Below are 25869 nucleotides of genomic sequence, written 5' to 3'. Positions count from 1 at the left end.
AACTGCGCCCACTCCAACGCAACCTGAAGAGAAAACGATGACCGACGCCGCAACCGTATCCGTGCTGATGCAGACCAGCCTTGGCGACATGACGATCGAGCTCGATGCCGCGAAAGCGCCGAAGACGGTCGCCAACTTCCTCGCCTATGTCGACGCCGGCCATTACGACGGCCTGGCCTTCCACCGCGTGATCAAGGATTTCATGATCCAGGGCGGCGGCTACGTGGCGCCGGACTACAGCGAGAAGAAGACCGGCAAGCAGATCGAGAACGAGTGCAACAACGGCCTCAAGAACACCCGCGGCACGATCGCGATGGCCCGCACCAGCGACCCGCATTCGGCGACCAGCCAGTTCTTCATCAATCACGCCGACAACGCCTTCCTCGACGGCAAGCCGGGCCAGTGGGGCTATGCGGTGTTCGGCAAGCTGACCGCCGGCGCCGACGTGCTCGACAAGATCGGCAGCACGCCGACCGGCCGTATCCGTCCGTTCGGCCAGGATGTGCCGGTCGAGCCGGTGGTCATCGTCAAGGTTTCGCGCGTCTGATGAAGCGCAGGGCCGTGTCGCGCGCTTTGCATCTCGCTTTGCTCGCCACGGTCCTGCTGCTGAGCTCGCCGCAACTGCGGGCCTGGGGGCCGGAAGGCCACCGGATCGTCGGCCAGATCGCAGCCGACCGCCTGGGCCCCGCTGCCCGCGCGGCGATTGCAACGATCCTGGTCGACGAGCCGGAACCGACCCTGGCCGGCGTTGCCAACTGGGCGGACGAAGTTCGCGACGAACGCACCGGCCCGCTGCACTACATCAATTTCCCGATTGGCGACTGCCACTATCAACCGCCGCGTGATTGCCCCGGGGGCCGCTGTGTGGTCGCCGCGATCGACAGCGCCGTCTTGGTGCTGAAGGACAGGAAAGCGAGCGCCGAGCAGCGGCGAGTCGCGCTGAAGCAACTCGTGCACTTCGTCGGTGACGTCCACCAGCCGCTGCACGGCGGGCGCGCCGAGGATCGCGGTGGCAACACCGTGCAGCTGCAATGGCGTGGCGAAGGCTCGAACCTGCACAAGCTCTGGGATGTCGGGCTGATCGAAGCGATCGAGCCGGACTGGCAGCGTTACGTCGAACGGCTGGCTTCGAAAGCCTCCGGTGTCGAACTGGGGCCGCTTGCCGCCGATGCCTGGGCGATGGAGTCCTGCCTGATCGTTTCGGCGCCGGCTTTCTATCCGGCGGATCGCGAACCCGGCCCGGATTATCTGACCGCCTGGCAGGGCACCGTCGATGTTCGCCTGAATCTTGCCGGTATCCGGCTGGCAGCGCTGCTCGGAACGCTGTTTCCCGGCTGAGCCATTCACTGGCGGCGGCCGCTGTCACAAGCCGCCGGACGAATTGTCTTAGAATTGCAACGTTTCGCGCCTGCGCGCGAGCTGCCGAGATTGATCCGATGCGCTACTGCCTGTCTCCTTCCCAGTTGTCCGGTCGCCGTTCGTGAAGGCGATCATCCTCAGCGCCGGTCAGGGCCGCCGTCTGTTGCCGCTGACTGCGTCGCGGCCGAAGTGCCTGATCGAACTCGGTGGCCGCAGCCTGCTCGAGTGGCAGCTGATCAGCCTCGTGGCTGGCGGCGTCCGTGAAGCCGTGGTCGTCGTCGGTTACGGCGCCGAGCAGGTCGAGGAAGTGCTGAAAGCGCATACGCCGGCCGGCATCACGGTGCGCACCTTGTACAACCCGTTCTACGAAGCCGCCGACAACCTCGCCAGTTGCTGGATCGCCCGCAGCGAACTGCGCGGCGAGTGCCTGATCCTCAACGGCGACACCTTGATCGAGACCGCGATCGTCGAGCGCGTGCTCGGCAAGATCAGCCATCCGATCACCGTCACCATCGACCGCAAGGACTGGTACGACGCCGACGACATGAAGGTGCAGACCGTCGACGAGCGCCTCTGCGCGATCGGCAAGAAGCTCGATGCGTCGATCGTCAACGGCGAATCGATCGGCTTCCTGCGCTTCACCACCGAAGGCTCGGCGCGCTTCGTCGGCGAAGTCGAGCGGATCATGCGCACGCCGGAAGGCCTGAAGCTCTGGTATCTGTCGGTGATCGATCGCATCGCCAAGGACAGCGGCGAAGTCGGCTACCAGTCGATCGAAGGCCTGGGCTGGGGCGAGATGGATTTCCTCGCCGATGTCACCCGCAACGAGGAACTGGTCGCCGGCTGGCCAGCGCCGGCCGCAATTCCTTCATCCCGGAGCGGAGCCGCCTGATGGCCGCCGCGCGCCCGATGCGTCGCAGCCCGAACGAGTCGATCCGGATGTTCGAGGCCGACTGGATGGAAGCGCTGTCGAAGATTCCTTTCTGGGTGCCGATGGCGCTGTATCTGCCGCTGTTCGCGTGGATGACCTGGACGGCCTTCACTGGGGGCCTCGGCGTGCTGACCTGGCTTGCCGCCTTCGCGGGCGGCCTGGCGATCTGGACGGCGACCGAGTATTTCCTGCACCGCTTCCTGTTTCACTGGACGCCGCCGGGCAAGATCGGAGAACGCCTGCACTTCATCTGGCACGGCGTCCATCACGATCACCCGAACGATCGCCTGCGTCTGGTGATGCCGCCTTCGGTCAGCATCCCGCTCGCGTATGGGTTCTACAGCCTGTTCGCGCTGGCCTTCGCCGGCCCGGTGCTGATGGCCGTGTTCGGCGGCTTCATCGTCGGCTACGTGATCTACGACACCCTGCACTACGCGCTCCATCACTACGCCTGGCAGCAGCCGCTGTTCAAGAAGCTGAAGGTGCACCACATGCAGCACCATTTCGTGAACGGCAACACCGGCTACGGCGTGTCGAGCCCGCTGTGGGACTGGATCATGGGCACGCGGCGCATGGCGCCCTGAACGGCTACAGCACAGATGAAAAACCCGGCCTGGTGCCGGGTTTTTCGTTTCAAGCGGCCGGGTGCTGAAACCCAAGCGGCGGGCAAGTCATGAATCCCGGACGCGAGGCTCTATCTCGACGGCTGACCAACAGCGACGCTGGCGACGCTGAAACCGGTTCGTCGCGCCTCGCGAGGTCGCCGCTCAGCAGATCCGGAGACACCGATGATTCCCACCTCGATTCGCCTGCTGACTGGCGCTGCGCTGCTGATTGTTGGCGGCGTAGCAGTAGCAGCCCCGTTGCTGCCGGAAGACGGTCCGGTAACGATCGGCTTTCGTTCGGCAACCACTCATGTCGCCTTGCTCGAAGTCGACGGTCAGCGGGTGGCGGCCAAGATTCGCGATCGACTCCCGGCCGAAGCGCGTAGCGAAGGTCTTGCCCGCTATCGCGTCGATGTCGCGATCACCGATTACGACAAGGGCAACAGCTACGTGCGCTCGATGGTCAGCGGCCTGGCCCAGGTGCACACCGACCTGGCCTTGACGATCTACGCCGAGCGCGACGGCGCCGTCGTCGGCCACGGACAGTTATCGGTCACCAGCGCGCCGATGGGCGTTGGTGATTCCGCCAGCCGGATCGTCGACATCGAGGACGCGCTGGCTGAAGCCGTCAGTGCTGCTTTGCTCGGCGGAAGCGAACGACTTGCGCTGCGCGACCGCTGAAGATTCAGCGCTGATCTGCAGCGAGCAGGCTCTCGACCAGTTCCTTGTCCGCTGGCTTGTCGACATCGACCGCCGCACGCGCGAACGGCATTTCGACGATGGCTGCCTTGGCGCCACCGGCAAGCTCGCCGAGCCTTGCGATTGCCGAAGACAGCCGCAGCCTGCCAAGCAGATAGCGCAGCGCGTAACTCCAGCCGAGCAGGCGCAGCATCGCCACCGGCTGCTTGCGCAGCGCTTCGACCTGCTTCCAGAGCTCGGCCAGCGCCTGCGCTTTCGGTGTCGCGAAATAGAACAGGTTGCAGCCGCTGTACGAACCCTCGACGAAGCGCAGCCAGGTGCGCCGGGTGTCCGGCATGTCGGCCAGCACGACTTCGGAGCGCGCCAGGCCCAGAGCGGCGTCAGCACCGGCCGGCACATGCTCAAGGAAATGGCTGACCCAGACCGGCTGCAGCAAGGCGTGATCGGCGGTGGTGATCAGCAGCGGCGTCTCGTACTGCGCGAGTGCCGCGACGACGCTGAGGCTGGGGCTGCCGGCGGCCAGGAAGGTATCCACCGGCTTGCCGTTCGCAGCAGCGGCAAGACCTGGCAGCACCTGGACGACCTCCGGCGCTTCGATGATCACCACGATGCGGGCGATCTCCGGCGTGGCACCGAGTGCGGTGATCACTCGCAGCAGCATCGGCACGCCAGCGACCGGGATCAGCGCCTTGTGCGGCACGCTGAAGGCGCGCGCCATCGGATCATCCGGCCCGCGCGAGCCGGCAAGTACCAGGGCGGTCAGGCCGCCCGCAACGACGTGGCTCAAAGCGCTTTCCGGTAGATGCGATAGGTCTTGTAGGCAATGCCGCCAAGACCTTCGTTGATGCGCCGCATCGGCATGTTGTCCTCGAGGATCCACGACAGCTCGGCGCTGGTGTAGCCGATCTTGCGGGCCTCGGTGCGCATCGCGTCGATGATCAGGAACGGCAGCACGGCGCCGACGAAACCGGTGGCGTACTTGCGGCGAATGCCCATCAGCGGCACGCGCGCCGTCTTCACGCCCTTGACCTTCAGACGCCAGAGCAGCTTCGCCCAGCCGAACGGCAGCAGCTTGCCGTCGAGATCCTGGATCGCTTCGTTGATGTTCGGCAGGCAGACACCGAAGCCGGCCGGCTCGCCGTCGACATCGACGAACCAGACCAGCTTCTCGTTGAGGATCGGCCGCATCGCCTTGGCGAGGTGATTGGTATCGGCGGCGGTCAGCGGTTCGAAGCGCCAGTTCGCGGCCCAGGCATCGTTGAAGATCGAACTGATCGATTCGATGTCCTTCTCGTACTGCTTGAAGCTCAGATGGCGGAGCTTGAAGGTATCCGGCAGCGGCCGGCGCATCAGCGTGCAGATCGACTTCGGCAGCGGCTTGGTGATGTCGCTGAGGTAGGCGAAGACATCCTTGGCCTTGTCGTAGCCGAGCGCTTCGATGCGCGCTGCCAGATACGGGCGATCGTGGCCCATCATCAGCATCGGCGGCGTGTCGTGGCCTTCGATCAGCAGGCCGGTTTCCTCGTTGATCGACAGGCTGAATGGCCCCAGCGATTCGCGCATGCCGCGCGCCTTGAGCCAGGCTTCGGCCGTCGCGAACAGCGCTTCGATCAGTTCGGCATCGTCTTCGGCGGCGATCATGCCGAAGTGGCCGACGCCATCGGTGGCTTCGCGATTGACCTGGGCGCTGATCCGGCCGACGTCGACGCCATCGCGTACCGCCAGCCAGAGCTGCACGTCGGTATGGGCGAACAGTGGGTTGTGCTTCGGCGAAAGCGCTTCGTTGCGCTCCATGTCCAGCGGCGTGACCCAGTTCGGATCATCGGCATGCAGGCGTGCCGGCAAGCGGATGAAGCGCTTCTTCTCGGCGGCGGTTTCGACCGGGATGATCGTCAGCGGGCCACGAGGGCTCCGATGCACGGATGCGGGGGCGGTGGCGGCAGTCATGGCAGCGCGGTCTCGGGTCAGGCGGGCCTTCGGAGGCTCGATCGTCAATGCAGAAAGAAGTTTGATGCGAGGGCTGGGCGCGGCTCAGCGCCGATCGAGCCGGAACACCAGCAACAGGCCCAACAGGACAAAGCTCGCCGGTGACAGCCAGGCTGCCAGCAGCGGGCTCAGGGTACCGGCTTCGCCGAGCGCGGCCATCAGGCCGTTGACCAGCAGGAAGACCAGGCCGCAGGCCAGCGCGCCGAGCACCTGAACGCCGCCGGCACCGCCGCGGGTCAGTGCGATCGCCACCGGCGTGGCGAGCAGCATCATCACCAGCGCCGCCAGCGGATCGGTCCAGGAACGGGCCAGCCGCGTGCGGTAGAAGGATTCGGTCTTGGTGCCCGACTGCGTGCCAGCCAGCACCGCCGAAGCGAGACCACCGGATACATAGGGCTCGGCTGCCGACAGGCGCATCAGATCGGCCGGTTTCAGCGGCGTCTCCCAATCGAGCCTCGGCTGCACGGCTTCGCTCTTTCCGGCGCGCAGATCGGTGGTCACCGCATCGATCAGGGTCCAGCGGCGGTCTTCGTACTGGGCTCGGGTCGCGACGGTACGGCTGAGCAGCGAGCCAGCCTCATCGCGGCGATAGATGCGCACGCCATCGAGCCGCTTGCCGTCAGGCATCACCTGTTCGAGGCCAACCACCGCGCCATTGGTGCGCAGCCACAGCAACTCGTCATCCGGATCCTTGTCCGGCGACGGTGGCAGGCTCGCCCACCAGGCGGTCAGCGCATTCTGGGTCTTCGGCACGATCGCTTCGGCGAGCAGGCCATGAAGCAGGACGATCCCGACCACCACCGGTAGCAAGGCCAGCAGTACGCGGCGGAACGGCAGGCCGGCGGCGCGCATCGCGCAGATCTCGTTCTGCCGCGACAGGGTCGAAAAGCTGAAGATCGCGCCCAGCAGCGCAGCCAGCGGAAACGCCTGCAGCAGCACGCTGGGCGTGCGCAGCAAACTGTAATAGGCGATGCCGAGCATGCCCTGGCCGCGGCTCAGGATGTCGGTCGAGGACTCGAGCAGATCGAGCACCTGAAACAGACCGCCAAGCCCGCAGACCACGGCGAAGCAGCGCATCGCCAGCATGCCGCGCAGATAGCCGCCGAGCGAGCCGCCCAAGAACAAGGTCCTCATGACGAGGCTCGCTTGCGTGGCCGCAGGCGGCTGACGATCGCACCGACGAAATCCTCGATGGCCGAGACGACCCGGGTCACCGGATTGTCGCCAGGCCGCGACAGGCTCTGGCTGTAGATGTAGCCGCACAGTGCCGCGAACAGCAGCCACGGCGTCCAGACGCCGGCCAGCGCATTGACCTTGCCGGATTCCGCCAGGCTTTCGCCGAGCTGCAGGCCGTGATGGAACAGCAGCATCAGCACGGCAGCGACGATCAGGCTGGCGGTGCGCTTGCCGCGCTTCGCCGACATGCCCAGCGGGATCGCCAGCAGCGGCAGCAGCGGCAAGGACAAGGTGCGGGCAATGCGGCCGTATAGCTCGCCGGCGATCTTCGCGGGCGTCAGCGGTGTCGCCGGATCAGGCAGACCACCGCCGAGCAGTTCGGGGAAGCTCAGCTCGCGCTCGTTGCCGCCGCGGGCGCGGAACGGCGGCGCATCCGGGGTGAACGCGGTGTTGCTGTCGAGCGTGGCGAAGTGCACGGCCAGCAGACCGGCGCCCGGTCGGTCGCGGTAGTGATCGCCGCCGACCAGGCTCAGGGTCAGCCGGCTGCCGTCCTCGGACGGCGTCAGCGCGCCGGTTTCGCCGGTGGTCAGTTCCTCGCGGCCGGCGACTTCGCGGCGGATGAACACATGGCGCAGGCCACGACCGGTCTTGTCGACTTCATCGGCCGTCAGCATGTAGCCGCTGCCGGCGCTGGCGAAGGTGCCCGGTTGCAGACGGGCATCCCAGCCGGCGTTCAGCGCCGAATACATCACCGCGCGGTAGTCGTAGCGCGAGTACGGCTGCAGCCAGCCAAACACCCAGGCGCTGAGCACGGCAAGGACGATCGACACCGCCAGGAACGGCCGAGTCAGTCGGGCGATCGACTGGCCGCCGGCGAGATAGGCATCGAGCTCGTTCTCGTCACCAAGCTTGGAGACGACCACGAACAGCGCCACGAAGAACGCGGCCGGCAGCGCTAACCCGAGGTAGTACGGCACCAGATTCAGCACCAGCTTGAACACCGCCGGTAGCGCGTGGCTGTTCTCGGCAAGGATGTCGAACAGCCGCAGCAGGCGCTCCAGCAGCAGCGCGATCAGCACCGTGCCGAGACAGAGCAGCAGGGTCGGCAGCAGCTGCCGCAGCAGGTAGCGATCAAGGATGGTCGGCATCAGCGGGCCTCCGCTCCTGACCAGCGGGCACTCAGTTCTACGCTCAACGCTTCGAGCTGCGCATCGCTCAAGCTGACCGCTTCGGCCAGCGCCGGCGGATTCGGCCAGCCGGCGTCGGGAAAGCTCAGGCCGGCGTGCTCGCGGGTTCCGGCGTAGCGCGGAATGACGTGAAAGTGCACGTCCGGGTCGACCATCATCAGCATCAGCCAGTTGATCCGCTCATAGCCGTTGAACCCCGCGAGCAGGCGCTCCACACCTTGCGTGACCTCGGCCAGTTCGGCGAACGCCCGGGCACTGATCGCCGAGAACGCCGTCACCGGCTCCTTGCAGATCACGACCAGGCTGCCGAGCGTCGGCTGCTTGGGCCGCAGTTGCACGGTCCAGCAGGCGGTCTCGGCGATCCGGGAACGGGGCCAGGCGAACTTCAGCGCGGTGGGATTCGGCATGCGGAGCGGGCAAAAACGATGGGCAAGATTAGCTTGTGCGGCCCGCAACCGCGACCGCGGCCTCAGACGATCCGGTAATGCGCTGCCGTGACGAAGGCCGATGCCGCCGGCAACCAGCGGCGGGCGGTGACCTCGATCGTCCAGCGGCCGGCGTCGCGGGCCAGGCCGATCAGGTTCCAGCGCGCGCCTTCGTCCTTCGGATTGGGGACCGCCGAGATCGATGGCACGCCCAGCACCGTCACCAGACCATCCGGTCCGCGGATCGGATCGAAACGCGCGTCCCGCGAGTGACCGTGGAGGATCAGTTCGGCGCCGCAGCGAGCGACCAGCTTGCGGAACGCGGCCCGATCTTCGAGCGCCTTGCGCGCACGCACCACGCCATCAGCCGGCGGGTGATGGAGCATCACCACTCTGGCCAGACCATCGCGCTGCGAAGACAGCAGCAGTTCGGCGAATGCATCGAGCTGCGCGGCTCCGAGCCGGCCGCCGGCAAAGCCGGGCGGCGTCGGCACCGCGGACGACAAGCCGATGATCGCGATGTCCCCGCGCACGCGGCGATACGGAAAGTGGCTGGCGCTGACTGATCCCGCCTCGTCATCTCCGCGCATCCACGGTTGCCAATGCGCCCAGCTCTCAGCCCAGGGCACCGGCACCAGGGCATCGTGGTTGCCGGGAACGATCGACAGGCTGTCGACGCTGGCGAAAGTCGCCAGCCAGCGACCGGCAGCGGCGAACTCGTCCGGCAGGGACAGATTGGTGATGTCGCCGCTGCACAGCCAGTGATCCGGCGCATGGGCCTGGATGTCGGCAATCGCGGCTGCGAGGATCTCCGGCCGCTGCAAAGCACCCCGCCCGCGCGCCCAGGACAAGCGGCTCAAGGAGCGCTTGGAAAAGCGTTCCGCCAAGCTCGGCGGCGCCTCGGCGTGATGCAGGTGCGGATCGGAAAAATGGGCCAGCCGGAACATGGTTCTTGATCGTTGCGGAATGAGGCGGCGCGCGAGCTGAAACCGCGGCCGGCGCGACCGTCAGACCCTGCCGCTTTGCACCATAATACGGCGCTTTTTCACGGCAGCTTTTGATGAATCCCCCTGAATCTCCGCGCCAGCCCCTGCGCCCCTCGCCTTCCGCGCCCGCCACGCTCGGCGTGGTCATCGGCCGCAATCCGACTCGCCTCTGGGGCATGAGCTCGACCGAGCGCCTAAACCGCAGCCTCAAGATTGCCGGCGTGAAGGACATCCGCAGCTTCGATCGCCTCGGCGATGCCGTTGACGATTTGGCGGGCGGCTCGGTCGTGATCGTGTCGAACGACTGGGTCTTCGATGTCTCGATCATCAAGGGCCTGGCAATACGGCCGAACACCGTGATCATCGACGGCGAAACGCAGCGCGCGGTTGCCGCCAATGTCGACGCCGCCCTGCTGTCGGCGGTGATCGCGCTGATCGAGCGCGGCCAAGGCAGCCTGCCAGCCGAGGTGCAGCCGCTATCGGCGGAAGACGTCGGCGGCAACTACAACCACGAGCTGCGCAAGAAGGAATCGCCATATCTGCTGCGGCTGACACCGGAAACGCTGGCCGCCGTCGAACGGCGCATGTTCAGCGGCAGCTACAAGGGCGTCACCGATTTCGTCACCAAGTTCTGGTGGCCACGCCCGGCCGAAGTGGTGACGCGCTGGTGCTCGCATGGAGGCATGAGCCCGAACCAGGTCACCCTGATCGGCTTCATCGCCGTGCTGATCTCGTTCTGGGCGTTCTGGAACGGCCACTACCTGCTCGGCCTCGCCAGCGGCTGGCTGATGACCTTCCTCGACACCGTCGACGGCAAGCTGGCCCGTGTCACCCTCACCTCATCGCCGATGGGCAACGTCTTCGATCACGGCATCGATCTGATCCATCCGCCGTTCTGGTGGTGGGCCTGGATCGTCGGCCTCGTCGCCTATGGCACGCCGACGCCGTACGCCGATCTGGCGCTCTGGGTGATCCTGATCGGCTATGTCGTGCAGCGGGTGCTGGAAGGCATCTTCATGTCGCTGTTCGACATGCACGTGCACGTCTGGCGGCGCTTCGACAGCTTCTTCCGCCTGATCACCGCGCGGCGCAATCCGAACCTGGTGATCCTGACGCCATTCGCGCTCGTCGGCCGGCCGGACCTCGGCATCCTGCTGGTTGCGCTGTGGACAGCGCTGAGCCTGGTCGTGCACGCCGTGCAGATCCTTCAGGGCCTCGCCGCCCGTCGTCACGGCCCGCTGCGGTCCTGGCTGGCGGCATGATGCGGATCGGCCTGATCCGCAACCCGAACAGCCAGCGCAACCGCCGGATCGGCGACCGCCTCGGCGAAGTCGTGGTGCCTCGGCAGGTCGAACTGCTGCGCATCGATGCGGCCACCGCCGACGATGTGCCCGCCGTGGTCCGCGAGTACGGCGCGCGCGGCGTCACCCATCTGATCGTCGACGGCGGTGACGGCACCTTGCGCGAAGCGATGACCGCGCTGCCTCCGGCGTTCGGCACGCGGCTGCCGATGCTGAGCCTGGTTGCCGGCGGCAACGCCAATCTGGCGACCTCCGATGTCGGCGGCGCTGGTCATGGTCCGCAGGCGCTGCAACGGCTGCTCGATGCCCTGGCCAGCGGCCAGCGCGGCCATGTCGCGGAGCGGCAGCCGATCGAACTGCGCTGGCCGGATGGCTCGCGGCCGCCGGTGCTCGGCTTCTTTGTCGGCGCGGCGGCGTTCTACAAAGGCTGGAAGCTGGCACTCGGCGCCGTCCACGATCGCGGCTTCATGCACGGCCCGGCGGTTGCCGCGACGATGGCCGGCGCGCTCTGGCAGACGCTGGCGGGTGGTCCGCACAGTGACTGGCAGGCCGGCACCATGATGGGCATCGCCGTCGACGGCGCGCCGGAACGCGAAGGCGCGCGCTTCCTGTTCCTCGCCACCAGCCTGCACAGCCTGTTCAACGGCCTCTGGCCGTTCTACGACCACGGCGATTCACCGCTGCGCTGGCTTGATATCGACGCGCCGCCGCCGCGCTTCGTGCGCAGCCTGCCGGGTCTGCTGCGCGGCAAGCCGAGCCACTGGATGCGTCACTCGCACGCCTATCGCAGCGGCGGCGCGCAATCGCTGGCATTGCGCCTGCAGGCGCCGCTGGTGGTCGATGGCGAGGCTTACACCGCCGGCCCGTATGGATTTGTCGAACTGCACACCGGCCCGCGCATCGCTTTCTATTCGCCGAGCCCCGCATGACCGCCAATCCTGCCCGTGAAACGCTGCAGACAGCGATCGCCGACGAGCTTTCGCTGCCCTTGCCACCGGCGATCCATCAGGTCGCGGCGATGCTTGCCGAGCGCGGTCATGGCTCGGTGGTCGCCGTGCTGTTCTACGGCTCGAATCTGCGCTCAGGCGAGCTCGATGGCGTGCTCGACTACTACGTGCTGGTCGATTCGCTGCGCAGCTGGTACGGCAAGCGCCTGCCAGCCGCCGCGAACCGGCTGCTGCCGCCGAACATCCTGTATCTGGAACCCGAGATCGATGGCCGCAAGCTGCGCGCGAAAGTCGCCGTGCTCAGGGCCGATCAGTTCCGGCGCGGCATGCGCCGTGGCGGTCTCGACACAACGATGTGGGCGCGCTATTCGCAACCGGCTGCACTGGCCTGGAGCCGCGACGACGATGCCCGCAAGGATGTCGTCACTTCGATCAGCGAAGCGGTGATCAGCGCCGCTGGCTGGGCCGCCCGCCTCGGCCCCGAATCCGGCGCGGCCGGGGACTATTGGCAGGCCTTGTACAAGCGCACCTACAGCGCCGAGCTGAGAGTGGAGAAAGCCAGCCGCACCGACAGCCTGATGGCCTTCGGCGGCGATCGCTACACAACCCTGCTGCCGCTGGCCTGGGATGCCGCCGGCCTCGCCTACACGACGGCCAAAGACGGCTCGCTGACGCCTCAGCTCAGCGCATCGGATCGGCAGTCTGCCGCCGCCGGCTGGGCGCTGCGCCATGGTCTCGGCAAGCCGCTGAACTTCGTGCGCCTGGTCAAGAGCGCGTACACCTTCGATGGCGGCGTCGACTACCTCTTGTGGAAGATCGAGCGGCACAGCGGCGTCAAGATGGAGCTGACGCCCTGGCAGCGGCGCCACCCGATCCTCGCGTCACCGCGGGTGCTCTGGGAACTGCGGCGACGCGGCGCGATCCGCTGACGGCTGGCCTGGCGCGATGCGCATCCTGTATCTGATCAACGGCCTGAACGGCGGCGGCGCCGCGTTTCCGGTGCCGGAACTGATCGCGACCGCTCAGCGCCATGGCGACACGGTGAAAGTAGTCGCGCTGATGCCTCAGGACCGCCGCGCCGCCGAGCGCTTCGACCGCGCCGGCCTCGACTGGATGCTGATCGGCAGCGGCCCTACGGACCTCCTGCCGAGCTTCCGCAAATTGCTGGCGCTGCTGCGCGAGGATCGTCCGGACTTCATCTGGACTTCGCTGAGCCGTGCCTGCGTCTACGGCCAGATCGCTGGTCGCCTGCTCGGCATTCCGGTGCTGAGCTGGCAGCACAACGCCTTCCTGAAGCCGGGCAATCGCCTGCTGCTGCGACTGACCGGCCGCTGGGCGGCGCGCTGGGTCGCTGATTCCGAGGCGGTCGCCACATTCACCGAGGAAACGCTCGGCGTGGCGCCCGCGTTGATCGACATCTGGCCGATCTTCCGTGCTCGTGGGGATGTGCCGCAAGCAGTGGTCTGCGCCACCGCAGGCCGCTTCAGGATCGGCAGCCTCGGCCGCCTGCATCCGAACAAGCGCTATGAGGATTTGATCGATGCTGCCGCCTGGCTGCGCGACCAGCATCCGGCGGCCGCACGGCGGCTGGAAATCCTGATCGGCGGAGAAGGTCCGGAAGCGGCGGCGCTCGCGGCGCGGATCGAGCGGCTCGGCCTCGACAACGTCCGGCTGATGGGCTTCATCGATCAACCCGCCGCGTTTCTGGCCAGCCTGCACGGCTATGTGCAGCCCTCGCATCACGAGGGCATGTGCATCGCCGCCCATGAAGCGATGCAGGCGGCGCTGCCGGTGGTGGCGACGCCGGTCGGCGAACTGCGCCGCAGCGTTGTCGACGGTCAGACCGGGTTCGTCGTGCCGGTGGGCGATCCACCAGCGCTCGCCAAGGCCTTGCTGGCGCTGACCGATGATCGAGCGCGCGCAGCGCAGATGGGGCTGGCGAGCCGGGAACGGGTCATCGAACGCTTCGGCGTCGCCGCATTCGATCGCAGCGGCTATGCGGTGCTCGACAAGATGGCGACCATCGTCGCGGCGCAGCGGCCGCGCTGAGCGTTCAGTCGTCGCTGGCGGGTGCGGCGCCAGCCGGCATCGTCGATGGATGAACCATGCGGCTGTAGCCGGACATCGAGCGATCGAAGATGAAGTGGCGCAGCACGCCGACCCAGGAATCGTAGGACTTCAGGCCGTTGTAGGACTCCGGCGCGATCGCCCGCAGTTGCGGCAGCTTGTTCCACGGCACGGCCGGGAAATCATGGTGCTCGTTGTGGTAACCCATGTTGAAGCAGACTTTGTTCAGCGGGCCGTAGTACGAGTAGGTGTCCTGCCCTTCGGCGGTGACGTGATGCTCCTGGATCCAGCGCCCGCCGAGCGGATGCAGGCCGAGCGCGAACAAGGTCGACAGCGCCAGATAGCCAAGCGCGGCCGGGCCGATGAATGCGTAGATCAGCGCATCGACGATCAGCACGGCGATCAGGTTGCCGATCACCCAGCCATCCCACAGGGAGACGCCACGCAACGCTTTCAGCTTCATCGGCCGCAGCGCCTGCGAGACCGGCAGCAGCGCCACCCAGGCCGCCTTGCGCCAGGCAGAGTTGCCGATCAGTTTGGCTTCACGGTGGCTGATGATGTCCGGGTCCATGTCGTACTGGCCCAGATAGCGGTGGTGATGCAGATGAAACTTGCGGAAGCCCATCGCCGACGGCAGCACCAGCGCGAAATCGCAGAAGATCGCGAACAAACGATTCAGCGTCTGCGATTTGAACACCAGCGCGTGGGTGCACTCGTGGATCATCACGTACAGCGCGTGGTTGATGACGGCGCCGAACAGGAAGGCCACAGCGATGAACGCCCAGGCCTCGAAGCCCTCCGCCTGCGTGGCCACCAGCCACTGAGCGCCAACCAGGCCGACGATCCACAGCGCCGACAGCGGATTGCGCGACATCAGCGCCCGCACTTCGGGATGTTTCGCGGCAATCTCGCGACGACGATGCACGTGGGAAATCGGCTCGTCGACGTAGATGAAATCACGACTCATGGGCAGCTCACGGGGCCTTGCGACCTCAACAAAAGATGAAGAGGACGTTCAGGCGATGAGCCGGTCGTCCACGCAGGGCCGAAGCATAAGCCGTTCCGCGAACGCGAGGATAGCGTCCTTGCCGCGCTGCGCCGACGGACGATCACCCAGATCGAAGCTGTAGCGGAACAGTTCGAGCTGCGTGCCGAGGTAATCGGGGTGACTCGCAAACGCCGCGTCGACGGCGGCTTCGATGCCTTGTGCCGAGTGAATCACCGGACCTGCCGTCCAATGCCGGTAGTTCGGATCCTGCTGCCAATCGCTGCGCTGGGCATCGAGAAACAGACAAGGCCGCGGCTCGTGCAGGAACTCGTAGACCTGGCTCGAGGCATCGCCCAGGTACAGATCGGCAGCGCGGGTGTAACTCATGTCAACACTGCGTTCACTGCCGAGATCGATATGGATGTGCGGGCAGTCGCGATAGATCAGCGGAATTTCGCCTGGCCGATCAATGCGCCAGTGCTGCAGCGATACCTGAAACTGCTTCTTGAACAGCATCACGTGCGGGGCAAAGATCAGGTTGTAGCGCGTCGACTTGCGAAACGCTTCGAGCACCTGCAGGCCCTCGGTGTACCAGGACGACAGGCTCGGCGAGCAATGCGGGTTGTAGAGCACGGTCGGGCGATCGTTGTCGAACAGCTTCGGCCGCGTGCCACCGGCATGCAGATCGAATTTCGGATAGCCCGTGATCGCATAACCATCCTCGTGCAGCAGGCCGGCCGCGCGCAGGCGATCGCGAATCTTCGGCCCGGACATCAGCACCAGATCGAACTGACCGCTGGCACGATCGAAACCGACTTCGCGATCACCGGCCCCGTGCCGGGTATGCACGAACTTCAGATGCTTGAGACCGAAGCGCGAGCGCAGGATGAGACTGGTCTTCTCCGGCACCACGAGCACGTCCAGGTCGCGGAAGGCACTGCGGTGCTGCCACAAGGTCATCAGCCGCGTGAACGGCAGAAACCGATCCAGGTGCCGGCCCATGCTGCGAAAACCGTCGTCGAGGCTCAGCAGCCGGTATTCGACGCGCGTGCCGGGATAGGCGCCGGCGAGACGCTGCAGGTAATCGAGCTGACGCTGGTCGGAGGCCAGCAGGACCACTGGCTGACGGGTGCGTGCACGGCCCAGTTCAAAAGCGATTGGGGCGCTGTGCGCGATCTGGTGCAGATGATCGTGATTGAACAGGAACCCGATCTTCACTTCGCCTTTCGGGAAGGAGTCTTCTTTTTTGTCAATCATGTTCGGCCTCCGATGCCGCAACAAAAAAGGCCCGGAATCCCGGGCCTTTAACGTAGCGACAAAACGCTTACGGAATCATTACAGAGCCAGTGATCGCTGCTGGTTCGGCTGGCTGCTCAGCGAATGCCGCCAGAAGCCAGCATGGCCACTTCTGCCAGCGGCGGCGCGCTGATCGGCGTCGGAACGCGTTTGCGGGCAGCGGTATTTACCAGCGGTGGCAGCACGCCAAGCTGGCGGCCAACCGCTTCGAACAGCTGCACGGCGCGATCGATCTGGGCCGGGGTATGCACGGCACTGATGCTGGAGCGCAGCAGCGGCGCCGGTGTCGGCGTGGCTGGCGGCAGCGCCAGGTTCAGATAAAGACCGCCTTCAAGCAGCCGATTCCAGAACTCGACGGCAAGCGGCGCATCGGCTACGGCGACGGAGACGATCGGGCTGCACTGCGGACCCACGGCAAAACCGAGATTGCGCAGGCCGTAGTACAGGCGTTCGGCATTCTCATGCAGACGCTTGCGACGCTGCGGCTCTTCCTGCATGCGGCGCAGGGCCATGATCGTCGACGCCATTACCGACGGCGGCAGTGAAGCGGTGAACATATACGGACGGCAGGCCACGCGCAGGATGTCGAAATCCTCGACGTTCGAGACGCAGAAACCGCCGACGCTGCCCAGGCTCTTCGAGAACGTGCCGACGATGAAGTCGCAGTCGGCCTCGACATCGGCTTCTTCGGCCAGACCGCGGCCGTTGGCGCCGAGCACGCCGAGCGAATGGGCTTCGTCGACCATCAGCCAGGCACCCATTTCGCGCTTCACTTCGGCGAATTCGCGCAATGGCGCTACATCGCCGAGCATCGAGTAGATGCCTTCGACGACCACCAGCTTCTCACCCGGCTCGTTGGCCAGGCGCTTCAGGCGCTTGTGCAGATCGTCCGGATCGTTATGACGGAAGCGGACCACTTCGGCATGGCCGAGGCGGGCGCCGTCATAGATGCTGGCGTGGCTATCGGAATCGAGCAGCAGGTAGTCACCCTTGCCGGCGAGCGTCGACAGCATGCCCAGATTGGCCTGGTAGCCGGTCGAGAACACCATCGAGTGCTCGCGATTGAAAAACTTCGCGAGACTTTTTTCGAGCGTGCGATGCGTGCCATAGCTGCCGTTGGCAATGCGCGAACCGGTAGTACCGGTGCCATGGGCACGAACAGCCGCAACTGACTCTTCGATGCAGGCTTCGTCGAAGGTCAGGCCCAGATAATTGTTGGTACCGAGCAGGATCGTCTTCCGGCCGCGATACATGCCCTCGGTCGAGGACAGCATGCCTTCAAAGACCATTTCGAAAGGATTCTGACCCACCGAACGCAGTTGGTCATAGGTCTGCCGTAGCGGGGCAAACTTCGAAAGTATGCTCACTATTTCATTTCCTTCCGCGCAGTTCATCAACAACCAGCGCCAGATCGCCGAGAGTTTCCACCTCTGCGACGCGGTCCAGCGGGATGACGATCTCGAACTGGTCCTCCAGCGACATGATGAAATCCATCACGGCCAGCGAATCGAGTTGAAGATCCTTGACGATATTGGTCGTCGGGCCTAGCGTCGCCGGCTTCTTCAGCAGCTTGCGCAAGCTTTCAATGATTTGCGCTTGCGTGTCGCGCACAGTCTCAGTCATCAGCCGTTGTTCCTCATTGATGGCGCCCGTTCACCGCGGCTTCCCGGAGTAAGCCACCGGTGGCCAAGCGCGTGAATCGGCGGATTGTAAAGCAACGATAACGAGTTTGTCATAGCGCGTTCACGTGCCCGCTCAGCTACTTCAAACCTACCCGAACCTCGTTCTTCTAAAGCCAGCCTGCCTGCCGATACCACTGCGCGGTACTGGCGAAACCCGCCAGCAGGGAATGTTGCGGTGGTGCGGCCGGCTCCCGCAACAGCTCCGCTTCCGGTACTGCCCAGTCTTCATGCAGCAATTCGCGAATCTTGCCGGCGCTGATGATGTCCGATCTGCCGATCAGTTTGGCGAACGCTCCGACGCTGCCGCCAACACCGCGCAACAGGCCGGCCGGCAGTTGAAAGTAGGCCGGCGCTCGATTGCCGACCGCCTCGGCCGCCGCACCGAGAATCTGCTTCCAGCCATAACCGTCAGGACAGGCATCGGCGATTGACTGCACTTTTCCGCTTGGTTCTCTCATCGCCCGCACGGCCAATAAGGCTGCTGCGTCAGCCACATGGACCAGCGAAATACGTGCCGCAGGCTTGCCCGGCAGAGGAATGAAGCGGCGTGACGCCAGTTCGAAGAACACCATCGTTTCGCGATCGCCAGGACCGTAGATCGCCGGCGGGCGAATCACGCTGACCTTTTCCGCACCCAGCACCGAGAATGCAGCCTCTTCGCTGGCCCGCTTGCTTGCCGCGTAGCCGGACAACTCCGGATGCCGCGCCGCGAGGCTGGAAACGTGGACCAGATGAGCTGCAGGTGCGGCTTCGATCATCGCCTCCGCCAATGCCTGTGTGCCGTCGCGATTGACCTGCATGAACGCTTCATCGCTATACGCCTTGATGGCACCGGCCAGATGCAGCACGGCATCGGCGCCCGTCACCAGACGACGCAGCGCAGCGGGGTCGTCCAGAGCACCGAGCACGATATCGGGCGTCGCATCGCCCCAGCTGGCATCGACCGGTTCGCGACGCGCCAGCATGCGCAGCTTGCAGCCGCGGGCCGCAAGGGCGGCAACCACGTGGCGACCGAGAAATCCGGTCGCCCCCGTCACTGCCACCGTGAACGAATCGCGGGCGGTACCGCTGGTCAACTCGAGGATACCGGCGCCGCAGCGACGAAGCTGCCCTGCAGATACATCGTTTTCGCCTTCGAACGGCTGAGCTTGCCGGATGAAGTACGTGGCAGCGTGCGCGGCGGAACGGTCACGACATCGGTCTCGACGCCGTGACGCATGCGCAGCACGCCGGCCACTTCCTTCTTCAGGTTGTCGCGCGTTTCGTCATCGGCGGTACGGAACTCGACCAGCACCACGATCCGCTCCGAACCACCATCATCGACCGACACCGCCGCGACATCGCCACTGCGCAGCACGGAGACTTCGCGCTCCACCGTCCATTCCAGATCCTGCGGCCAGATGTTGCGGCCGTTGACGATGATCAGGTCCTTGGCGCGGCCGGTGATGACGATCTGGCCATCACGGAAATAACCGAGATCGCCGGTATCGAGCCAGCCATCGGCCGCCAGCACCGCCTCGGTGGCCTCCAGCTGACCGTAATAGCCCTGCATCATGCTCGGGCCACGAGCATAGATGCGGCCGACCTGACCGGTCGTCAGCAGCTTGCCGGACTCGCCGCGCACTTCGAACGCATGATCCGGCAGCGCCGGGCCGCAGAGCACGAAATCGCGACGGCGCTCGGTGCCGGCAGCGGCCGGCACAGCAAGGTTTTCGCGTTCCAGCTTCTCGCTGTCGAGGGTATCGAAACGGATGCCCTGCCCGGCCGGCGCAAAGCTCAGCGCCAGCGCCGTTTCAGCCATGCCGTAGCTCGGCACGAATGCCGAGGCCTTGAAGCCGCGCACCGCGAATTGTTCGGCAAACTTCGCCAGCGGCTCCGGGCGCACCATGTCGCCACCGATGCCGGCACCGCGCCAGCACGACAAGTCCAGACCTTCCGAAGACGCGGTTTCCGCGCGCCGTGCCGCCAGTTCGTAGCCGAACGACGGGCTGTACGACAGCGTGCCGCCGTTGCGGGTGATCAGTTCCAGCCAGAGCAGCGGCCGGCGGGCGAAATCACGCGTGGCGAACATGTCGACCGAGATCTGGCAGGCCAGCGGCGTCAGCAGGAAGCCGATCAGTCCCATGTCGTGATACAGCGGCAGCCAGGAACTGCAGCGGTCGGTCGGGCCGATGCCTAGGCCGTGGCAGGCAATGCCGTAGACGTTGGCGATCAGTGCGCGCTGAGTCACCGCAACGCCGAGCGGAAAGCGCGTGCTGCCGGACGAAAACTGCAGATAGCAAAGGTCTTCCGCGCCAACCACCGGCAACTCGCGTCCGTCGTCCGGATCATCCTTCAACTGGTCCAGGATGCCGGACACCACGAGGTTGAGACCATCGACCGCTTCTGCCAGCCACTCGACCAGCGCCGCCGGCGCAAACGCGGCCGAGGCGTCGGCAATCTCGATCATCCGGCGGATATGCGCGACATAGGCCGCGCGGCCACCGAAGGCAGCCGGCAGCGGCAAGGTCGTCGGTACCAGACCGGCGTATTCGCAGGCAAAGAAGGCACGGGCAAAATCGCCATCGGACTCGCCGATCAGGGCCACGCGCTGCCCTGGCTTGAGACCGCGAGCCAGCAGCTTGCGGGCCAGCACCAGGCTCTGCTCGCGCAGTTCCCGGTAGCTCAAGGCTTCGAGCAGGATGCCTTTGCCGGAATAGATATTGATCCCGGTCGCGCCTTGAGCCGCGTAATCCAGGGCCTGAGGCAGGGTTTCGAAGCCAGCTGGGCGGTATTCGGGAAGTCCGCTCGCCGTCGGAGTGGGCTGCAGCATTATTGGAGTTCTAGGGAGTTCGGGAAGGAAGGACGCTGTGCGCGCTGTGCGTTTCGGGTACTACCTGTCACAGCAGTAAGTGTACCAACCGACGCCAGCGGTCAGTCACCTCTGGGTAGTTCTGTCCGGCGGTACCACCTCAGTACCAGCCATAGCTGACCGCCGAGCATCAGCGCGGCACCGATCACCGCCGCCACACCGGCACCGATCAGGCCGCCATGAATCGTCGCCCAGTACAGCAGCGGCAAATACGCCAGGGTCACCGCCAGGCGCATGCGGAATGCAGCGCCGGCGCTGCCCGTCGACATCAGCAGCGGCTCCAGCGGCAAGGCCCATAGGCTGACGACGGAAGCCCCGAGCAGCCACAGCAGCACATCCTTCGCAGCGACGAATTCCTCGCCGACCAGCAGCCTCAGCGCCGGTTCGCGGATCAAGGCCGCGATGATCAGCAGTACCGACGCGGCGCCACCGGCGGTCAGCGCCAGCTGGCGGACCAGGTATTTCAGCATCGTGTGGTCGCGCGCCGCTGCCAGCCGTGCCAGTTCCGGATACAGCGCTGGCACGATCAGCTTGGCCGGCTTGGCAACGGCATCGCCCAACTGCTTGGCGACGCGGAACAGCGCGGCATCGCGAGCACCGAGCAGCGCGCCGACCATCAAGGTGCCGATATGCGTGAAGGCCAGCGCCAAGGTCGAGTTCAGATTGGTCGACCAGACAAACGACCAGATTCCCGGGAAACCGTCGGTCAACGAACCTTTCGCATACAGCTTGAAACCTTCGAGCGCACCGCGCGCCTTGAGCGTGCTGTGCGCCGCGGCGAACAGAAAGACAAAGGCAACCACCTGGCCCAGGAACCAGATCGCCAGAAACACGTCGAGCCCGGCGCCCAGGGACCAGGCGATGCCGGCGCCGATCACGCGCACCCAGGAATCGATCGAGCTTTGCCAGGCCAGCAGGTCGAAGCGATTGAGCAGACGCAGCGCCCCGGTCGGAGTGGCGCTGACCATGAACACGATGACCAGCGAATAGGTACTGACCTCCGGCGAGATTGCCGCCGGCCAGCCCAGGGAGCTGCCGATCAGCTGTACACCAAGCAGCGCGATCACCACGCCACCGATGCCGCTCAGGCCATCGAGCAGCAGGCTGAAGCGCAGCACCCGCTGGAATTCGCCAAGACGCCCGGCCTCGAACGGCGCCGTGCCGTATTGCAGCAGCGCCTGCCAGGACTGGAATTTCGCGATCTCGCCGATCGACTGCACATAGGCGTGCACCAGGATCAGCACGCCGAACATCTCGACGCCCAGCGTACGCGCAGCCAGCGCCGTGGCGCCCAGGCTCAGCGCGCCATTCAGGGCCTTGCCGCCGAGCAGAATGCCGGCGTTGCCGAGGACCTGACGAAACGGGCCGCGCGGTTCAGGCAGCGGGGGCGGAATATTCAGCGGCAGATTCCCGGCGCAAGAACGACGATGCAGCCCTGTTTCAGGGCTTGCCGATGAAGTGGGACTTGCTCAGCTCGACACCCGAGTGACGCAGGATGTTGTAGGCGGTCGCCGAGTGGAAATACAGGTTCGGCAGCACGAAACCGGTCAGGTAGCTCTGGCCCGTGAAGTTCAGCTCACCGAACGGCGTCTTCATGACGATCGGGCGATCTTCGCTGCCATCGATCTGAGCCGCTTCAAAGCCGCGCAGGAACGCCGACGTCCATTCGGTGCGCTCGATCAGTTCGGCGAAGGTCTTCTCGGTATCGGCTTTCGGCGGCGGATCAATACCCGCCAGGCGGGCAGCGCCACCCTTGACCATGTCGCAGGCGATCTGCACCTGACGCGAGAACGGAAACATGTCCGGGTACAGACGCGAGCCGAGCAGCACCAAGGGATCGATCTTGCGCGCCTCGGCATGCGCAGCGCCGGCGGCCAGCACATTGCCGAGGTTGTCCAGGGCCCTCAGAAACACGGGCACTGAGGCCTGATACATCGAGAGGGTCATGGGCTGTGTCCTGGAGTGAGGAGGGATTTCGAGCGCGCAAGCTTACTCGAACTCGCCGTAACCTCCGTGTACGCGACGCACCACATGCCCGGCCTCGGCGAGCGCGGCGATGATCTGGTTGGTATGCGCCACATCCTGGGCCTCGACGAGCATTTCCAGGGTCGTGCGTTTGGCATGGCTGCCGGCCGACAGACGCTCGTGATGAACCTGCACGATGTTGCCGCCGGCGGTGCCGACACAACCGGCGACACGCGCCAGAAAACCGGGGCTGTCCTCGATCTCGATCGACAGGCTGACCAGCCGCGATTCGTGCACCAGCTGACGCAGCAGCACCGAAGCCAGCAGACGCGGATCGATATTGCCGCCGCAGACGATCAGACCAACTTTGCGGCCGGCGTAGCGCGCCGGATCGGACAGCAGCGCGGCGAGGCCGGTCGCGCCAGCGCCTTCGGCCACCACCTTCTCGACATTGGCGAGCAGACCAACGGCGCGCTCGATCGACGGTTCGTCGACCCGGACCAGTTCATCGGCATGGGCGCGGATGATCGGCAGGGTTCTCTTGCCGATGCCTTTCACGGCAATGCCTTCGGCGATCGTCGGGCCGCCTCTGACCAGCGACGGATCGCCTTGTATCGACGCATAAGCCGAGCAATAACCGGCGGACTCGACGCCGACGACACGCAGCTTCGGGTTCAGATCGTGAGCCGCGATCGCGTTGCCGGAGAACAGGCCGCCACCGCCGATCGGGATCACCAAAGTATCGAGATCGGGCACGTCGGCGAGCATTTCCAGCGCGATGGTGCCCTGCCCGGCCATCACAAAGGGGTCGTCATAGGGATGCACCAGGGTCATGCCGCCCTGCTCGACCAGTTCGCGCTGCATGTAATCGAAAGCATCCGCCAGTGTTTCGCCGTGCAGAATCACTTCACCACCGAGGTCACGGGTATTGCGGACCTTGGTGAACGGCGTATTCACCGGCATCACAATGACGCTGCGGATGCCCAGCCGCGTGGCGTGATGGGCGACCGCCTGAGCATGGTTGCCGGCGGACATCGCGGCGACTCCGGCGTCGCGTTCTGCTTGCGTCAGTCGCGCAAGCTTGTTGATTGCGCCGCGCTCCTTGAACGAGGCAGTGAACTGGAAGTTCTCGAACTTCAGCCAGACTTCGGCGCCGGTCAGCTTCGACAGCACTAGCGAAGGCGCGCAAGGCGTGCGCAGCACTTGCCCGGCGATGACGCGGGCCGCGTCACGGACATCATCGGCAGTGATCGCGAGGGGCTCACTCATGGTCGTCGCAGCTCTAAAGACAGTGGCCGATTATAGGTAGGCAACTGATCCAGGCTCCGCGCATGACAGTTTCCCCGCCAGTCGCTGATAATCCGCGCCCTGAATTCCGGGGTCTGTTAACAGTTGCTGTGGTCGCTGCGGCGGAGGTCGTTTTTCCGCAGTGCAACTTGAGAGGAGCGGCCAATGGTTATTCCATTGGCGCGACGAGCAAGGCAGCAATGCGGAAAAACGGCCCCGCCCCGAAGGGTTGCGGCCCCAAGTAAAGTCTCTGGACCGCCGGGACGTCGTTGCGAACCTTGACCATAGGTAGGCTATGGTCTGCGGTTCGCGCCTCGCCCGGCGGCTTTTTGACCTGCAACGCAACGACCACAGCAACTATTAACAGACCCTACGCAGACCGTCATGAGCCAATACGTCTACACGATGAACCGGGTCGGCAAGACCGTTCCGCCGAAGCGGGAAATCCTGCGCAACATCTCGTTGAGCTTTTTCCCTGGCGCGAAGATCGGCGTGCTCGGCTACAACGGCTCGGGCAAATCGACCCTGCTGAAGATCATGGCCGGCGTCGACAAGGAATTCTCCGGCGAAGCGCGACCGATGCCGGGCCTGAAAGTCGGCTATCTGCCGCAGGAACCCCAGCTCGATCCGGCCAAGGACGTGCGCGGCAACGTCGAGGAAGCGCTGTCGGAAATCACCGACACGCAGGCGCAGCTCGACGCGGTCTACGCGGCGTATGCCGATGAGAACGCGGACTTCGACAAGCTGTCGGCGAAGCAGCAGGAACTCGAAGGCAAGCTCGAAGCCCTTGATGGTCACAACCTCAATGTGATCATGGACAAGGCTGCCGAGGCGCTGAACCTGCCGCCGTGGGATGCCGACGTCACCAAGCTGTCCGGTGGTGAACGCCGTCGCGTGGCGCTGTGCCGCTTGCTGCTCAGCAAGCCGGACATGATCCTGCTCGACGAACCGACCAACCATCTGGACGCCGAATCGGTCGCCTGGCTGGAGAAATTCCTCAAGGATTTCCCGGGCACGATCATCGCCGTCACCCATGACCGCTACTTTCTCGACAACGTCGCCGGCTGGATTCTCGAACTCGATCGCGGCCACGGCATTCCGTGGCAGGGCAATTATTCGAGCTGGCTGGAGCAGAAGACCAATCGCCTGAAGGCCGAAGAGAAATCCGAAGACGCGCGCCAGAAGGCGCTCTCCGAAGAACTCGAATGGGTACGCAAGAACCCGAAGGGCCGGCAGTCGAAATCGAAGGCGCGCATCAAGGCTTACGAAGAGCTGGCCTCGCAGGAATTCCAGGCTCGTGCCGAAACCCAGGAGCTGTACATCCCGCCCGGCCCGCGTCTTGGCGACATGGTTCTCGAGGTTCAGGACGTCGGCAAGAAGTACGGTGATCGCTGGCTGTATCAGGGCCTGAATTTCACGGTGCCGAAGGGCGCGATCGTCGGCATCATCGGCGCCAACGGCCGCGGCAAGACCACCCTGTTCCGGATGCTGCTCGGTCAGGAAAAGCCGGACGGCGGTTCGATCCGCATCGGCGAAACAGTCAAGTTCGCCTACGTCGACCAGAGCCGCGATGCGCTCGAAGGCGACAAGACCGTGTTCGAGGAGATCAGCCAGGGCCAGGACATCATCCGCGCAGGCTCGTTCGAGATGCCGTCACGCGCCTACATAGGCCGCTTCAACTTCAAGGGCGAGGCACAGGGCAAGCGGCTGAAGGATCTGTCTGGCGGCGAACGCAATCGCGTCCATCTGGCCAAGATGCTGCTGACCGGCGGCAACGTGCTGCTGCTCGACGAACCGACCAATGATCTCGACGTCGAAACCCTGCGTGCACTCGAAGAAGCGGTGCTGAATTTCGCCGGCTGCGCGCTGGTCATCTCGCATGATCGCTGGTTCCTCGATCGTGTCGCCACGCATATCCTGGCATTCGAGGATTCCGGCGAAATCGTCTTCCTGGAAGGCAATTACGGCGAGTACGAAGCTGATTTCCGGCGTCGCACCGGTTCGGAACCGGGCGTCAATCGCCGTTCGCGGCACAAAAAGCTGGCCTGAGTCTTCCCCGCTTCGGCTTGCTTCAAAACCAAGCCCGCCGCGAATCGAAACGATCCGCGGCGGGCTTTTTTTATGGCTAGTT

25 protein-coding genes are annotated in these 25869 nt (G+C 65.1%); 10 read left to right on the top strand and 15 right to left on the bottom strand.

Annotated elements, in window-relative coordinates; all coding sequences use genetic code 11:
- Positions 1 to 37 precede the first annotated feature (37 nt).
- The 5 genes from G513_RS0103455 (at position 38) to G513_RS0103435 (ending at position 3576) form a co-directional block, all read left to right on the top strand.
- Positions 38 to 547, top strand: a complete 510-nt coding sequence (locus G513_RS0103455) for a peptidylprolyl isomerase (RefSeq protein WP_022975431.1) — start codon at positions 38 to 40, stop codon at positions 545 to 547.
- Entirely contained in the window at positions 547 to 1338 is a 792-nt protein-coding gene (locus tag G513_RS21170; RefSeq protein WP_022975430.1) for a S1/P1 nuclease, read from the top strand. Before G513_RS0103455 ends, G513_RS21170 begins: the two co-directional genes overlap by 1 nt.
- A 142-nt stretch (positions 1339 to 1480) precedes the next feature.
- Positions 1481 to 2251, top strand: coding sequence for a phosphocholine cytidylyltransferase family protein (locus G513_RS0103445; RefSeq protein ID WP_022975429.1), 771 nt, complete (start codon positions 1481 to 1483; stop codon positions 2249 to 2251).
- Entirely contained in the window at positions 2251 to 2874 is a 624-nt protein-coding gene (locus G513_RS0103440; protein WP_022975428.1) for a sterol desaturase family protein, read from the top strand. Before G513_RS0103445 ends, G513_RS0103440 begins: the two co-directional genes overlap by 1 nt.
- Before the next feature lie 204 nt (positions 2875 to 3078).
- Positions 3079 to 3576, top strand: a complete 498-nt coding sequence (locus G513_RS0103435; RefSeq protein ID WP_022975427.1) for a hypothetical protein — start codon at positions 3079 to 3081, stop codon at positions 3574 to 3576.
- A 4-nt stretch (positions 3577 to 3580) separates the two neighbouring features.
- On the opposite strand, the gene G513_RS0103430 is transcribed toward G513_RS0103435, so the two are convergent.
- From G513_RS0103430 to G513_RS21160, 6 genes are all read right to left on the bottom strand, one after another.
- Positions 3581 to 4381, bottom strand: coding sequence for an NTP transferase domain-containing protein (locus G513_RS0103430; RefSeq protein WP_022975426.1), 801 nt, complete (start codon positions 4379 to 4381; stop codon positions 3581 to 3583).
- The gene (locus tag G513_RS0103425) at positions 4378 to 5541 is read right to left on the bottom strand and encodes a hypothetical protein (protein ID WP_051144345.1); all 1164 of its coding nucleotides are present in this window, start codon (positions 5539 to 5541) and stop codon (positions 4378 to 4380) included. The genes G513_RS0103430 and G513_RS0103425 overlap by 4 nt, the downstream gene beginning before the upstream one ends.
- An 84-nt stretch (positions 5542 to 5625) precedes the next feature.
- Positions 5626 to 6714: an LptF/LptG family permease gene (locus G513_RS21165; RefSeq protein WP_022975424.1), complete on the bottom strand. Its 1089-nt coding sequence runs from the start codon at positions 6712 to 6714 to the stop codon at positions 5626 to 5628.
- Complete coding sequence (locus G513_RS0103415) at positions 6711 to 7904, bottom strand: LptF/LptG family permease (RefSeq protein ID WP_022975423.1); 1194 nt, start codon at positions 7902 to 7904, stop codon at positions 6711 to 6713. The genes G513_RS21165 and G513_RS0103415 overlap by 4 nt, the downstream gene beginning before the upstream one ends.
- A complete protein-coding gene (locus G513_RS0103410) occupies positions 7904 to 8350 on the bottom strand; it encodes an HIT family protein (protein ID WP_022975422.1) in 447 nt (148 codons plus the stop codon). Before G513_RS0103410 ends, G513_RS0103415 begins: the two co-directional genes overlap by 1 nt.
- 62 nt (positions 8351 to 8412) lie before the next feature.
- The gene (locus G513_RS21160; RefSeq protein WP_022975421.1) at positions 8413 to 9315 is read right to left on the bottom strand and encodes a metallophosphoesterase family protein; all 903 of its coding nucleotides are present in this window, start codon (positions 9313 to 9315) and stop codon (positions 8413 to 8415) included.
- A gap of 113 nt (positions 9316 to 9428) precedes the next feature.
- Here G513_RS21160 and G513_RS0103400 point away from each other — a divergent pair, with 113 nt between their 5' ends.
- The 4 genes from G513_RS0103400 to G513_RS0103385 are packed head-to-tail and all read left to right on the top strand — an operon-like array spanning position 9429 to position 13651.
- Positions 9429 to 10616, top strand: coding sequence for a CDP-alcohol phosphatidyltransferase family protein (locus G513_RS0103400; RefSeq protein ID WP_156891369.1), 1188 nt, complete (start codon positions 9429 to 9431; stop codon positions 10614 to 10616).
- Positions 10613 to 11584, top strand: a complete 972-nt coding sequence (locus tag G513_RS21155; RefSeq protein WP_051144318.1) for a diacylglycerol/lipid kinase family protein — start codon at positions 10613 to 10615, stop codon at positions 11582 to 11584. The genes G513_RS0103400 and G513_RS21155 overlap by 4 nt, the downstream gene beginning before the upstream one ends.
- Complete coding sequence (locus tag G513_RS0103390) at positions 11581 to 12531, top strand: hypothetical protein (RefSeq protein ID WP_022975418.1); 951 nt, start codon at positions 11581 to 11583, stop codon at positions 12529 to 12531. Before G513_RS21155 ends, G513_RS0103390 begins: the two co-directional genes overlap by 4 nt.
- A 16-nt stretch (positions 12532 to 12547) precedes the next feature.
- Entirely contained in the window at positions 12548 to 13651 is a 1104-nt protein-coding gene (locus tag G513_RS0103385) for a glycosyltransferase (RefSeq protein WP_022975417.1), read from the top strand.
- 4 nt (positions 13652 to 13655) lie between these two features.
- Here the strand turns inward: G513_RS0103385 and G513_RS21150 are convergent, their stop codons facing one another.
- From G513_RS21150 to G513_RS0103335, 9 genes are all read right to left on the bottom strand, one after another.
- The gene (locus tag G513_RS21150) at positions 13656 to 14636 is read right to left on the bottom strand and encodes a fatty acid desaturase (RefSeq protein ID WP_022975416.1); all 981 of its coding nucleotides are present in this window, start codon (positions 14634 to 14636) and stop codon (positions 13656 to 13658) included.
- Between the two features lie 48 nt (positions 14637 to 14684).
- On the bottom strand, positions 14685 to 15914 hold the full coding sequence (locus G513_RS21145) for a CDP-glycerol glycerophosphotransferase family protein (protein ID WP_022975415.1): 1230 nt from the start codon (positions 15912 to 15914) through the stop codon (positions 14685 to 14687).
- Positions 15915 to 16030: 116 nt separating this feature from the next.
- The gene (gene spt / locus G513_RS21140) at positions 16031 to 17320 is read right to left on the bottom strand and encodes a serine palmitoyltransferase (protein WP_022975414.1); all 1290 of its coding nucleotides are present in this window, start codon (positions 17318 to 17320) and stop codon (positions 16031 to 16033) included.
- 4 nt (positions 17321 to 17324) lie between these two features.
- Positions 17325 to 17564: an acyl carrier protein gene (locus G513_RS0103365; RefSeq protein WP_245563056.1), complete on the bottom strand. Its 240-nt coding sequence runs from the start codon at positions 17562 to 17564 to the stop codon at positions 17325 to 17327.
- Between the two features lie 178 nt (positions 17565 to 17742).
- The gene (locus tag G513_RS0103360) at positions 17743 to 18711 is read right to left on the bottom strand and encodes an NAD-dependent epimerase/dehydratase family protein (protein ID WP_022975412.1); all 969 of its coding nucleotides are present in this window, start codon (positions 18709 to 18711) and stop codon (positions 17743 to 17745) included.
- Positions 18708 to 20447 (bottom strand): fatty acyl-AMP ligase, encoded by a 1740-nt coding sequence (locus G513_RS0103355; RefSeq protein ID WP_022975411.1) that lies wholly within the window; start codon positions 20445 to 20447, stop codon positions 18708 to 18710. Before G513_RS0103355 ends, G513_RS0103360 begins: the two co-directional genes overlap by 4 nt.
- A 101-nt stretch (positions 20448 to 20548) precedes the next feature.
- Positions 20549 to 21868 (bottom strand): lipopolysaccharide biosynthesis protein, encoded by a 1320-nt coding sequence (locus tag G513_RS21135; protein WP_033417107.1) that lies wholly within the window; start codon positions 21866 to 21868, stop codon positions 20549 to 20551.
- Between the two features lie 58 nt (positions 21869 to 21926).
- On the bottom strand, positions 21927 to 22433 hold the full coding sequence (locus G513_RS0103340; protein ID WP_022975408.1) for a DUF1993 domain-containing protein: 507 nt from the start codon (positions 22431 to 22433) through the stop codon (positions 21927 to 21929).
- Between the two features lie 42 nt (positions 22434 to 22475).
- Positions 22476 to 23720: a threonine ammonia-lyase gene (locus G513_RS0103335; RefSeq protein ID WP_022975407.1), complete on the bottom strand. Its 1245-nt coding sequence runs from the start codon at positions 23718 to 23720 to the stop codon at positions 22476 to 22478.
- A 402-nt stretch (positions 23721 to 24122) separates the two neighbouring features.
- Here G513_RS0103335 and ettA point away from each other — a divergent pair, with 402 nt between their 5' ends.
- Positions 24123 to 25787, top strand: coding sequence for an energy-dependent translational throttle protein EttA (gene ettA / locus G513_RS0103325; RefSeq protein WP_022975405.1), 1665 nt, complete (start codon positions 24123 to 24125; stop codon positions 25785 to 25787).
- Positions 25788 to 25869 lie beyond the last annotated feature (82 nt).

The organism is Nevskia ramosa DSM 11499, from assembly GCF_000420645.1.
In the GTDB taxonomy this organism is placed as follows: domain Bacteria; phylum Pseudomonadota; class Gammaproteobacteria; order Nevskiales; family Nevskiaceae; genus Nevskia; species Nevskia ramosa.
This window is presented reverse-complemented; position numbering and strand designations above follow the sequence as displayed.

Bases quoted from the DNA above. Each gene is read 5' to 3' on its own strand.
- G513_RS0103455 (WP_022975431.1), top strand. From the start codon at position 38: ATGACCGACGCCGCAACCGTATCCGTGCTGATGCAGACCAGCCTTGGC.
- G513_RS21170 (WP_022975430.1), top strand. From the start codon at position 547: ATGAAGCGCAGGGCCGTGTCGCGCGCTTTGCATCTCGCTTTGCTCGCC.
- G513_RS0103440 (WP_022975428.1), top strand. From the start codon at position 2,251: ATGGCCGCCGCGCGCCCGATGCGTCGCAGCCCGAACGAGTCGATCCGG.
- G513_RS0103435 (WP_022975427.1), top strand. From the start codon at position 3,079: ATGATTCCCACCTCGATTCGCCTGCTGACTGGCGCTGCGCTGCTGATT.
- G513_RS0103425 (WP_051144345.1), bottom strand. From the start codon at position 5,541: ATGACTGCCGCCACCGCCCCCGCATCCGTGCATCGGAGCCCTCGTGGC.
- G513_RS21165 (WP_022975424.1), bottom strand. From the start codon at position 6,714: ATGAGGACCTTGTTCTTGGGCGGCTCGCTCGGCGGCTATCTGCGCGGC.
- G513_RS0103415 (WP_022975423.1), bottom strand. From the start codon at position 7,904: ATGCCGACCATCCTTGATCGCTACCTGCTGCGGCAGCTGCTGCCGACC.
- G513_RS0103410 (WP_022975422.1), bottom strand. From the start codon at position 8,350: ATGCCGAATCCCACCGCGCTGAAGTTCGCCTGGCCCCGTTCCCGGATC.
- G513_RS21160 (WP_022975421.1), bottom strand. From the start codon at position 9,315: ATGTTCCGGCTGGCCCATTTTTCCGATCCGCACCTGCATCACGCCGAG.
- G513_RS0103400 (WP_156891369.1), top strand. From the start codon at position 9,429: ATGAATCCCCCTGAATCTCCGCGCCAGCCCCTGCGCCCCTCGCCTTCC.
- G513_RS21155 (WP_051144318.1), top strand. From the start codon at position 10,613: ATGATGCGGATCGGCCTGATCCGCAACCCGAACAGCCAGCGCAACCGC.
- G513_RS0103390 (WP_022975418.1), top strand. From the start codon at position 11,581: ATGACCGCCAATCCTGCCCGTGAAACGCTGCAGACAGCGATCGCCGAC.
- G513_RS0103385 (WP_022975417.1), top strand. From the start codon at position 12,548: ATGCGCATCCTGTATCTGATCAACGGCCTGAACGGCGGCGGCGCCGCG.
- G513_RS21150 (WP_022975416.1), bottom strand. From the start codon at position 14,636: ATGAGTCGTGATTTCATCTACGTCGACGAGCCGATTTCCCACGTGCAT.
- G513_RS21145 (WP_022975415.1), bottom strand. From the start codon at position 15,914: ATGATTGACAAAAAAGAAGACTCCTTCCCGAAAGGCGAAGTGAAGATC.
- G513_RS0103355 (WP_022975411.1), bottom strand. From the start codon at position 20,447: ATGCTGCAGCCCACTCCGACGGCGAGCGGACTTCCCGAATACCGCCCA.
- G513_RS0103340 (WP_022975408.1), bottom strand. From the start codon at position 22,433: ATGACCCTCTCGATGTATCAGGCCTCAGTGCCCGTGTTTCTGAGGGCC.
- G513_RS0103335 (WP_022975407.1), bottom strand. From the start codon at position 23,720: ATGAGTGAGCCCCTCGCGATCACTGCCGATGATGTCCGTGACGCGGCC.
- ettA (WP_022975405.1), top strand. From the start codon at position 24,123: ATGAGCCAATACGTCTACACGATGAACCGGGTCGGCAAGACCGTTCCG.